We start from the raw sequence: 12,037 nt of genomic DNA on the forward strand, positions 1-12,037 counted from the left end.
CGGACGCCCGCGCGGGATCGAACCCGCCGGCGGTGGATGCGCGCCGTCCGGCCGAGGCGCGCGGACCTCGCCGCGCCCCTGCGCGGCGGCGGGCTTTGCGGCGGCGGGCTTTGGCAGACAGGCTGCCGCTCGACATCGCCAGTCGGATCCCGTCCGCGAGCCCCGGCGGCGCAGAGCGCGCCGGATGAAGCGAGCCGGGCCGGTTTCCCCGCCCGTCGATTCTCGGTATTGGTGCGGCGCAACGAGCGGGCTCCCGGGGGCCGCGCCGGACGTCCGATCGGGGCCTCGAGGGAGTTTCGCCTGTGCGCATCGCGATGGTTGGATCAGGCTATGTCGGCCTCGTCTCGGGCACCTGCTTCGCCGATTTCGGGCATGAGGTGGTCTGCATCGACAAGGATCCGGCCAAGATCGAGGCCTTGAAGGCCGGCCGGATCCCGATCTTCGAGCCCGGCCTCGAGGCCCTCGTGGCCGACAATGCGCGGCAGGGCCGGCTCACCTTCACCACCGCGATGCGCGAGGCGGTGGCGGGTGCCGACGCGGTCTTCATCGCGGTCGGGACGCCCTCCCGCCGCGGCGACGGCTTTGCCGACCTCACCTATGTCTACGCCGCCGCCAGGGAGATCGCCGCGTCGCTCTCGGGCTACACCGTGGTGGTCACCAAATCGACCGTGCCGGTCGGCACCGGCGACGAGGTCGAGCGCATCATCCGCGAGGCCGCCCCCGAGGCCGAGGTCGCGGTGGTCTCCAACCCCGAATTCCTGCGCGAGGGCGCGGCCATCGCCGACTTCAAGCGCCCGGACCGCATCGTCATCGGGGCGGACGATTCCCGCGCCGCCCAGGTGATGAGCGAGATCTACCGCCCGCTCTATCTCAACCAGGCCCCGATCCTGGTGACGGGCCGGCGCACGGCGGAACTGACCAAGTACGCGGCCAACGCGTTCCTGGCCACCAAGATCACCTTCATCAACGAGATCGCGGATCTCTGCGAGCAGGTCGGCGCCAACGTGCAGGAGGTCGCCCGCGGCATCGGGCTGGACAACCGCATCGGCTCGAAATTCCTGCATGCCGGCCCGGGCTACGGCGGCTCGTGCTTTCCCAAGGACACCCTGGCCCTGGTCAAGACCGCGCAGGATGCGGGCACGCCGGTGCGGCTCGTCGAGACCGTGGTGGCGGTCAATGACAGCCGCAAGCGCGCCATGGCCCGCAAGGTGGTGGCGGCCTGCGGCGGGAGCGTGCGCGGCCGCACGATCGCGGTGTTGGGGCTGACCTTCAAGCCCAACACCGACGACATGCGCGATGCGCCCTCGCTCTCCATCATCGCGGGGCTGCAGGATGCGGGCGCGCGGATCCGGGCCTACGACCCGGAAGGGATGGAGCAGGCGCGCCCTCTCCTGCCGGAGATCGCCTATGCGAGCGACCCTTACGATTGCGCCGAAGGCGCGGACGCGCTCGTGCTCGTGACCGAGTGGGACGCGTTCCGGGCCCTCGATTTCGAGCGGCTGCGCGCCACGATGGCGGCGCCCGTGGTGGTCGACCTGCGCAACGTCTACCGGGCCGAGGACCTCGCGCGGCGCGGATTTCGCTACACCAGCGTCGGCCGGCCATCGGCGCGGGAGGCGGGCGCGTGACGGCGCGTCTCCAAGATCTGGTGGGTCGGGATCGGCGGCGCCGTCGTCGCGCGAAGGTGTTGCAGCTTGGCTATAGCCCTAGAATCGGGCAGGCGATGCTTTGAATGCCGCACCGGCAGCGTGTTGCCACCACGACTAACCGAAGTTTAGGAACTGTCCGCCCGCAGGCCAGGCAAATTCAGTTGCTCGGCACATCCTGGATTGTGGCAATTGTGGGGTGCAGATCTGTGGATTTTGCGGAAAGGTGGTGGCCTAGACCGGCGCCTATTGGCCCTCTCTGCGAGGCTAGGGCTGATGAATACGTGCCACAGGCTGTCGCAAACTCGAACTTTCGCGCCAGCAACCCCCGGTCGCAGGTTGGACACCACAGTGGTGCCATACTAAGGGTGGACGGGATTGCTCTCTCGTCGGCAACCGAATCGTCTCCCCGTTAACGAGCGTGTGCGAATCGAACGTGACACAACGTACAGACATCGCGATCGTCGGTCGTTCGTGCCGGCTCCCGGGCGCCCCCAGCGTCGACGGGCTCTGGCAAATGCTGACCGAGGCGCGGTGCGCCGTCAGCCGCATCCCGGACAACCGCTGGTCGCTTGATCGCTTCGGCCATCCGCGCGCTCAGGAGCGGGGCAAGAGCTACACCTGGGCCGCCGGCGTCCTCGACGAGATCTGGTCCTTCGATCCGGGCGTCTTCGGCATCTCGCCGCGCGAGGCCGAGCAGATGGATCCGCAGCAGCGGCTCCTGCTCGAACTCACCTGGGAAGCCCTGGAGGATGCGGGCCTGCGCCCCTCCGCGGTCGCCGGCACCCATATCGGCGTGTTCGTGGGGGCCTCCTCCCTCGATTACGGCAACCTGCGCATCCTCGACGCGTCGTCGGGCGATGCCTACGCGGCCACCGGCAACACGCTCTCGATCCTGTCGAACCGCATCTCCTACATCTTCGATCTCAAGGGCCCGAGCTTCACGGTCGACACCGCCTGCTCCTCCTCCCTCGTCGCCCTCGACGCGGCGGTGGCGGCGATCACCTCCGGCCGGGTCGACACGGCCGTCGTCGCCGGCGTGAACCTGCTCGCGAGCCCCTTCAACTTCATCTGCTTCTCGAACGCGCAGATGCTCTCGCGCACCGGCCTGTGCCAGGCCTTCTCGTCGAGCGCGGACGGCTACGTGCGCTCCGAGGGCGGCGTCGTGCTCGTGCTGCAATCGGCCGAGGCGGCCCGGCGCCAGGGCCGCACCGTGCGCGGCGTCATCGCGGCGAGCGGCGTCAACTCGGATGGCCGCACCACCGGCATCTCGCTGCCCTCCGGCTACGCCCAGGGCACGCTCCTCGAGAAGGTCTATCGCGAGGCCGAGATCGACCTCGATTCCGTGGTGTTCGTCGAGGCGCACGGCACCGGCACGCCGGTCGGCGACCCGATCGAGGCCAGCGCCATCGGGGGCAAGCTCGGCCGTCCGCGCCGGGCACCGCTGCCGATCGGCTCGATCAAGACCAATATCGGCCACACGGAGCCGGTCTCGGGTCTCGCCGGCCTGCTCAAGGCGAGCCTCGCCCTCGAGCACGATCTGGTCCCGGCCTCGCTGCATTCCGCCGAGCTGAACCCCGAGATCCGCTTCGACGAGCTCAACCTCCACGTGGTCCAGGGCGCCCTGGCGCTGGAGCGCGGCCCGCGCGAGCGCTTCGCCGGCGTGAATTCCTTCGGCTTCGGCGGCACCAACGCGCACGTGGTCCTCACCGACGGCCAGCCTGCCGCCGCCGGCCGCGCGCCCGAGACGGCACCCGAGATCCTGCTCCTGTCGGCCCAGAGCCGCGCCGCGCTGAACGACCTCGCCCTCGACTACGCCGAGCGCTTCGCGGCGGCCGAGCCCGCCGAGGCCGCGCGCATCGCCGCCGGCGCCGCCCATCGGCGGGAGCGCCTGCCCGCCCGGCTGGCGATCCCCCTCGATGCCGGGATCGATCTCGTCGAGGCCCTGCGCGCCGTCGGCGAATCCGAGGATCACGACGCCGCCCTGATCGGCACCGCGGTCGACCGTGCCGCCGAGATCGCCTTCGTCTACTCGGGCAATGGCAGCCAATGGGCCGGCATGGGCCAGGAGGCCTATGCCGAGAACGCGGCCTTCCGCGAGGCCTTCGACCGGATCGATTCCCTGTTCGAGCCCTACTCGAAATGGTCGCTCAAGGACGCGCTCTTCGCCGACGACCTCGAGACGCGCCTCGTCCTGACGAGCGTCTCGCAGCCGCTGATCTTCGCGATCCAGAGCGCCTCGACCACGGCCCTGCGGGCGCAGGGCCTGAACCCGTCCTTCGTCCTCGGCCACAGCGTCGGCGAGATCGCGGCGGCGGAGGCCGCCGGCATCCTCAGCCTCGAACAGGCCGTGCGGGTGATCTTCTACCGCAGCCACCATCAGGAGACGACGCGCGGCCTCGGCACCATGGCGGTGATGCTGGCACCCGTGGAGGAGAGCGAAGCCTTCCTCAAGGATTACCCGAGCCTCGACATCGCGGCCTATAACAGCCCCAAGGCGATCACCATCGCGGGGCCCGAGGCGACGATCGACGCCGCCCTCAAATCCGCCTCGCGCAAGCGTCGCCGCGGGCGCAAGCTCGACCTCGCCTATCCGTTCCACGGCCGGATCATGGATCCGACCGAGAAGCCGCTCCTGCGCGACCTCGCCGGCCTGAAGCCGTCGGCGGGCACCACCACCATGATCTCGACCGTGACCGGCACGCTGCTGTCGGGCACCGAGTTCGGGGCCGGCTATTGGTGGCGCAACATCCGCGAGCCCGTCCGCTTCTGCGACGCCGTCCAGGAGGCGACCCGCCGCGGCGCCCGGGTCTTCATCGAGGTCGGCCCCCGCGCGACCCTGATGTCGCATGTCGGCGATGCCATCGAGCCCCTCGGGATCGAGACCGCCACGGTCGGCGTGATGCACCGCAAGGCCGCCGGCGGCGACCCCATCCGCAAGACCCTGGCGGCGGCGCTGGTCCAGGGCGCGGCCGTGGACGAGGCCCGTGTCTTCGGTGACGAGCCGCAGGGCGACGTGTCCCTGCCGACCTATCCCTGGCAGCGCCGCAGCTTCCGCCTGGCCGAGACCACCGAGGGCGTCGGCGCCACCGCGCCCCGCCCCTACCACCCGTTGATCGGCTCGCGCACGGCCCCCGACAGCCTCGACTGGCACGGCTATGTCGACGTCGCCACGGTGCCGGAGCTCGACGATCACCGGATCGAGGGCCAGCCCATCATGCCGGGCGCCGGCTTCGTCGAGATGGCGCTCGCCGCCGCCCGCGAGTCCCTGCGCAGCGACAGCGTGGTGCTCGCCGATTTCGAGATCCATTCGCCGATGGTGTTCGGCGAGGAGGCCCTGCGCGAGGTCACGGCGAGGCTCTCGGGCAGCGGCAACCAGATCCAGATCCTGAGCCGGCCGCGCCTGACCCAGGCGCCCTGGCAGCTCCACGCCTCGGCCAAGATCGTCGAAGGCACCTTCTCGGCGCCGGTCGCCGATGCGGTCGAGGTTCCGGCCGAGCACGCGATCAGCGGCGCCGAGCTCTATGCCCGCGCCGAGGCCGCCGGCCTCGGCTTCGGCCCGAGCTTCCGCCAGGTGGCGCTCAGCGCCCGCATCGACGAGACCACCATCGTCTCCGAGCTGCAGCCCGCCGAGGCCGATGCGCGCTACGGCCTCGTGCCGGCCCGCCTCGATGCCTGCTTCCACGGCCTGATCCTGCTCTTCGCCGACCTCCTCGGCGAGAACGCCACCAAGGCCTACATCCCGGTTCGCTTCGGCGAGGTCCGGCTGCTGCGTCCGGGGGCCACGATCGCCCGGGCGGTGATCCGCACGCGCCGCTGCAACGAGCGCAGCATCCTGGCGGATTTCACCGTGCTCGACGCTGACGGCGAGGTCATCGCCACGATCCGCGAGGGTCGCTTCCAGGCCCTGCGCGCCAAGTCCGGCGGCGAGCTGGCCGCCTACGCCATCACGCAGCGCCCCGAGCTCGCCACGGAGCCGACCGCGATCCCGATGGAGCGCCGGCCGAGCATCGCGGCGATCCTGCAGCCGCAGGCGAAGGCCGCCCGCGCGCCGGCCGAGGCGCCGCTCTCGCCCGGCCACCTGCTCCTCGAAGGCTGGGCGACCTCCCTCGCCTATCGCCTCGCCGCGGGCCTGCAGCGCGCCGGCGCCGTCGCGATCGACGCGCGGGTCCCGGCCGAGATGCGCCTCTGGCTCGTCAACGCCCTCTATGCCCTGGAGAGCAGCGGCCTCGCCGAGCTCGACCGCGGCCGCTGGACGCTCCGCCAGGACGTCTCGCTCCCGGCGCCCGACGCGATCATGCACTGGATCGCGGCGGATCATCCCGAGCTCTCGGCCGAGCTGGTGCTCATCGCCGACGTCGCCGCCCTCGCGGACAAGCTCCTGGCGGGCGAGCTGAACGACCAGCCGACCCTGCCGCAGAACGCCCTCGACGCCTTCGCGCTGCGCAGCGCCACCGCCCGCGCCTCGGCCGACGTCGTCGCCCGGATCGTCGAGGCGAGCCGCGAGCGGCTGCCGAAGGACCGGGCCCTGCGCCTCCTGCAGGTCGGCTTCGGCCCCCTCTCCGCCCAGGCCGCCGTCTTCGCGGACACGATCGAGGCACGCCTCAGCGTGTTCGAGACCGACCGGCGCCTCGCCGAGCGGGCGCGCCTCGCCCTCCCGCGCGGCGTGAGCGTCGTCGAGGAAGCCGCCGAGCTTCCGGCGGCGGGCTTCGACGTGATCCTGGCCAGCGGCGTGCTGCATCGGGGCGAGCGCGACCTCGCCAAGCGCCTCGCCGACGCCCTCGCGACCGGCGGCCTGCTGATCGCCGTGGAGCCCGGCGCCTCGCTGTTCCGCGACCTCGTCTTCGGCCTCACCCCGGGCTGGTTCGAGGCCTCCGCCGGCGAGATGCCGATCGGCCGCCTCGACGACATCACCGGCTGGCAGCGCGCGCTCAGCGCCACGGGCCTCGTCAGCGTCGCGGTGGACCGCGCCGCCTCGGGCAACGGCAACGACCTGATCCTCCTCGGCGAGGCGCCCCCGCGCCCCGGCCCGGCGGCGGCGCAGAGCTTCGCCTTCGTGATCGGCTCGGATGACGCCTTCGCGGCCGAGACCGCCTCGTCCCTCGCGACGCTTCTCGTGGCGAGCGGCGTGCACGTCTCGATCATCCTCGATTCCGAGACCTCGCTCCTGGAGCTGGAGCGCGAGACGCCTGACACCGTGGTGTTCCTCGCCGGGGCCTTCGCCCGCGGCGGCGAGGCCGCGGAGCGCCTGCGCGACCGCTGCCTCAGCCTCAAGCGCTGCGTCGAGCACCTGAGCACCCGCCAGACCCGCCTGTGGGTGGTGGCGCCGGGCGCGACCCGCGACCGCGGCGGCTCGACCGCGAGCGTCGAGGCCGGCGTCTGGGCCTTCACCCGGACGCTTGCCAACGAGGTCGCGAATCTGGACGTGCGCCGCATCGACCTGGCGCCGAGCATGTCCTCGAAGCGCGCCTCCGAGCGCCTGCGCGACCTGATCCTCTCCGGCACGCCGGAGACGGAGATCATCCTCGACGACGACAGCACGCGGGTGATCCGCTTCGCGCCGGGGCAGGCCCCGCGCCGGCCGGCGGCCGACGCGGTGCCGGCCGAGGCCGCGCGCCTCGAGCGCAGCAACACCGGCGGCCTCAACGAGATGGCCTGGGGCCCGGCCGAGCGCCGCAAGCCCGGGGCCGGCGAGATCGAGATCGCGGTCGAGGCCACCGGTCTCAACTTCCGCGACGTGCTCTGGGCGCTCTCGATGCTGCCCGAGGAGATCCTCGAGGACGGCTTCGCGGGGCCCCGCCTCGGCCTCGAATGCGCCGGCCGGGTCGTTGCCGTCGGAGAGGGCGTGAAGGCCTTCGGCGTCGGCGATCCCGTGGTGGCCTTCGCGCAATCGGGCTTCTCCACCCACATCGTGGTGCCGGAGCTCGTGGTGGCGCCCTGCCCGCCCGGGCTCGATCCGCTCGCGGCCGCCACCGTCCCGGTCGCCTTCCTGACCGCCTATTACGGCCTCGTCTCCCTCGCCAACCTGAAGAAGGGCGAGTGGGTGCTGGTCCATGGCGGCGCCGGCGGCGTCGGCCTCGCGGCCCTGCAGATCGCCCGGCTGAAGGGCGCGCGCGTCATCGCCACCGCCGGCTCCCGGGAGAAGCGGGCGCTGGTCAAGGCGCTCGGGGCCGAGCACGTGCTCGATTCCCGCTCGCTCGCCTTCGTGGACGACGTGCGCCGCATCACCCGCGAGGGTGTCGACGTCGTGCTCAACAGCCTGTTCGGCGAGGCGATGGAGCGCTCGCTCAACGTCCTCAAGCCGTTTGGCCGCTTCATCGAATTGGGCAAGCGCGACTACGTAGCCAACACCCATATCGGCCTGCGCCCGTTCCGCCGGAACCTGACCTATTTCGGCGTCGATCTCGATCAGGTGCTTCAGCACCAGGGCGAGGACGGGGCGCGGCTGTTCCGGGAGGTGATGGCGCTGTTCACCGATGGCGGCCTCAAGCCGCTGCCCTACCAGCCCTTCACGGCGGACGAGACCTCGGACGCCTTCCGGCTGATGCAGCAATCGGGGCATATCGGGAAGATCGTGATCGCGCCGCCGGCGCCGGGCCGCATCATGGCTCAGCCCAAGCGCGCCTTCGCGATCTCGGAGACGGGCGTTCACCTCGTCACCGGCGGGCTCGGCGGCTTCGGCCTCGAGGCGGCGCGCTGGCTCGCCGATCGCGGCGCCCGGGAGATCGTCCTCGTCGGCCGCAACGGCGCGACGACGCAGGAGTCCAAGGCGCTCCTCGCCGAGCTGACCGCGCGGGGCGTCCGCGTCGTCGCCAAGGCCTGCGACATCACCAGCCGCCCGGCGGTGGACGCGCTGCTTTCCGAGATCGAGCGCGGCGGCGCCAAGCTCGCCGGCATCGTCCACGGGGCCATGGTGCTGCAGGACGGCCTCATCGCCAACATGGAGCCGGCGGCCCTCGAGGCGGTGATCCGCCCGAAGGTGATCGGCGCCCAGCACCTCGACGCGGCGACGCGCAACCGGACGCTCGACTATTTCGTGCTGTTCTCCTCGGCCACGACCTTCATCGGCAACCCGGGACAGGGCGCCTACGTGGCGGCCAACGGCTTCATGGAGGGCCTGGCCCGCCAGCGCCGGCGGCTCGGCCTGCCGGCCCTCGCGGTGGCCTGGGGCGCCATCGGCGATGTCGGCGTCCTCGCCCGCAACCGCGCCGTGATGGAGACCCTGGCCGGTCGCGTCGGCGTGACGCCGATGGATGCCCGCCGCTGCCTCGACCTGATGGCCGAGGCGCTGGAGGGCCAGGGGCAAAGCTCGGATGACGGCGTGATCGCCATCGCGGCGATGCATTGGGGCAAGGCGCGCGAGCGCCTCGCCACCATGCGCTCGCCGAGCTACGCTGAGCTCGGATCCGATCAGCAGATGGAATCCGGCTCGGTGGCGGCGATCAATATCGGCGCACTGCTCAAGACGCAGGACATCGACGCGGTCCGCAAGACCGTCTCCGATGCCATCGTGGAGGATATCGCCCGCATCCTGCGCCTGCCCAAGGACGATATCAGCCGCGTGCGCCAGCTCTCCGAGATCGGCCTCGATTCTCTGATGGGCGTCGAGCTCGGCGCCAGCCTGCAGGAACGCTTCGCCCTCGACGCACCGCCTTCGGGCATCTCGTCGGGCCTCACCGTCAACGAGCTGTCCGAGACGCTGATCCAGTCGGTCTCGGCGCCGGTCGACGAGGCCGCGGGCGTGGCGCTCAGCCTCGCGCAGAAGCATGTCGGGGCCGATGTCGACGTGCAGGCCCTGGCGCCGTTCCAGACGCTCGTCGAGCAGAACAGCCTGGAGATCAAAGAGATCCTGCCATGACACAATCGGCACGACCGGATGATGGGCGCGCGGCGCTCGCGGGTTTCGTGACGAACCGGCTCGGGCGCAGCGCGCCCCGGCCGGCGCCGGCGCGGCCCCAGCCGAAGACCGGCGACGCGGCGGCGCAGGATTTCGAGACCCTGCCCGGCTACCGTGAGCTGAAGCTCCAGCGCTCGGCCGCCGACCTCATCGGTCTCGGCAATCCGTTCTTCCGTGTCCACGACGCCAAGGCCGGCGCGACGACGCGGATCGACGGCCGGACCTTCACGAACTTCTCGTCCTACGATTACCTCGGCCTCAACGGACATCCGCGGGTGAACGCGGCCGCCCGCGAGGCGATCGAGACCTACGGCACCTCGGCCTCCGCGAGCCGCATCGTGGCGGGCGAGCGCCCGGGACATCTCTCCCTGGAGAAGGCGTTGGCCAGGCATTACGGCACCGAGGCCTGCGTGGTGATGGTGAGCGGGCACGCCACCAACACCACCACGATCGGCGCCCTGCTCGAGCCCGGCGACGTGATCTTCCACGACGCCCTGAGCCACAACAGCATCGTCACGGGGGCCCAGCTCTCCGGGGCGCAGCGGCGCTCCTTCGCCCATAACGACCTCGATGCCCTGGAGAGCCTGCTCGCGGCGACGCGCCACGAGCATCGCCGCGCCCTGATCGTGATCGAGGGCCTCTACAGCATGGACGGGGACGCGCCCGACCTCGCGGGGTTCGTCGCCCTCAAGGAGCGCTACAATGCGTGGCTGATGGTCGACGAGGCGCACGGCCTCGGCGTCACCGGCGCGACCGGTGCCGGGTTGTTCGAGCATTGCGGCGTCGATCCGCGCGCCGTCGACATCTGGATGGGCACGCTCTCGAAGACGCTCTCGACCTGCGGCGGCTATATCTGCGGCCCCGGCGCCCTGGTGGAGTACCTGAAGTGCACCGCCGGCGGCTTCGTCTACAGCGTCGGCATGTCGCCGCCCCTCGCGGCCGCCGCCGAGGCGGCGCTCGCGGTGATGCTGGAGGAGCCCGAGCGGGTCGAGCGGCTTCGCCGCAACGGAAACCTGTTCCTGGCCTGCGCCAAGGAGCTCGGCATCGACACCGGCACGAGCCTGGGCCTCGCGGTCATCCCGGTGATCGTCGGCGATTCGCTGAAATCCGTGACCCTGTCGGACCGGCTGTTCAAGCGCGGCATCAACGTGCAGCCGATCATCCATCCGGCGGTGCCGGAACGGGCGTCGCGCCTGCGCTTCTTCCTCACCTCCGAGCACACCCCGGAGCAGATCCGCGAGACCGTCACGGCGATTGCCGAGGAACTCGCCGCGATCGAGAAGGGCGGCTCGCTGATCGAGCAACTCATGGCCAAGCGCGGCTGAGCCTGCGGCCTCACGCGCGCGGTGAAGCGCCGCGCCGAGACCCTCGCGTCCCAGGACGAATCACGAGCGCATTGCGCGGCTGCCGGACGGCGCCGCGCAATTTCGATTTTATCGACCTAAACCGCAGCCTGTTCTACTTTTAGTTGCTTTTTCCGCCCTGCATTTTGGCTGTGCCTGCGGTCTTACTGCAATCTTAGATAGCGGCATTGGTACTCCCCGGAAGATTTGATCTCAAAATCAATCACGCCGATCCGGGTACCGCTTGAAGCCGACGCAAAAATAGCAAAAACTGCATCGATCACTGGAGCGAAGCACGCAAATTTTGCTCACATGGCCGCAGCGGGCTGCTATGAGTGGTGATCGATGGCTGCGCCGATCCGGCGCTGCGGCTGCAGGCGGGAGCGAGTATGGCGTCCTCGGAGCCGACTGACCGTGACGCGGGGCTGAGCGGGAGCCTGCGCGCGGCCCTGAACGCCTCTGGCGTCGTGGGCATCTGGGAATGGGATATCGCCAATTCGAGCGCGGTCTTCGACGAGGGGGCAGCGCTGCTGCTTACGGGTGATGGCGACCTCGCCGGCCAGGCCCTCGACCTGGATACCGACCTCGTCTGCGTGCACCCGGACGATTCGTCCTGGCTCTCCGATCACATCCGGCACAGCAGCAAGGCCGCCGGGCCCTTCCTGTGCGAGTACCGGGTGTGCCATCCGAGCCAGGGCACGCGCTGGCTGCTGAGCCGCGGACGTGTCGAGCTCGGCCCCTCCGGGCATCCGGCCCGCGGCTACGGGATCCTCATCGACGTGACGGAGACCCGCCTCGACGGGGACGGCTACTTCGCGACGCCGGAAGATCCCGGCGCGCATCCGCTCGAGCGGGCGGCGGACCATTGCATCGCGGCCCGGCGCGCCCTCGACCTCGTGGACAATCCGGCCCTTCGCAACCTGATCGACGTGGCGCTCTGGGAGATCGGGCGCGAACTCGCCCGCGCCGAGAGCGCGCAGCGGCGGCGGGCGATGAACTGAGGCGGGCCCCGAACGATCGGTTCGGGACCCGGTTTCCTCTCTCCCCGCAGCGGCCGGAACGGCCGCGCGCGTTTGGCTCATCGAGTATAGGCGTAGACGGAGGCGGCGGATCCGATGGGTCCTGCGACGGAGGCGGCGACGCCCAGGACC

At 70.9% G+C, this 12,037-nt stretch carries 4 protein-coding genes; all 4 read left to right on the forward strand.

The annotated features are described in order from the left end of the window. Positions 1 to 302 precede the first annotated feature (302 nt). Positions 303 to 1,628, forward strand: a complete 1,326-nt coding sequence (locus F6X53_RS26825) for a UDP-glucose dehydrogenase family protein (protein WP_151004121.1) — start codon at positions 303 to 305, stop codon at positions 1,626 to 1,628. Between the two features lie 454 nt (positions 1,629 to 2,082). Beyond that, entirely contained in the window at positions 2,083 to 9,504 is a 7,422-nt protein-coding gene (locus F6X53_RS26830) for a type I polyketide synthase (protein ID WP_191971021.1), read from the forward strand. After that, positions 9,501 to 10,868 carry an aminotransferase class I/II-fold pyridoxal phosphate-dependent enzyme gene (locus F6X53_RS26835; protein WP_151004125.1) on the forward strand — a complete coding sequence of 456 codons (1,368 nt, stop codon included), beginning with the start codon at positions 9,501 to 9,503 and terminating at the stop codon, positions 10,866 to 10,868. The genes F6X53_RS26830 and F6X53_RS26835 overlap by 4 nt, the downstream gene beginning before the upstream one ends. A 407-nt stretch (positions 10,869 to 11,275) precedes the next feature. Further along, positions 11,276 to 11,887, forward strand: a complete 612-nt coding sequence (locus tag F6X53_RS26840) for a PAS domain-containing protein (protein WP_151004127.1) — start codon at positions 11,276 to 11,278, stop codon at positions 11,885 to 11,887. Positions 11,888 to 12,037 lie beyond the last annotated feature (150 nt).

Origin of the sequence: Methylobacterium soli (assembly GCF_008806385.1) — a bacterium.
GTDB classification, from domain to species: Bacteria; Pseudomonadota; Alphaproteobacteria; order Rhizobiales; family Beijerinckiaceae; genus Methylobacterium; species Methylobacterium soli.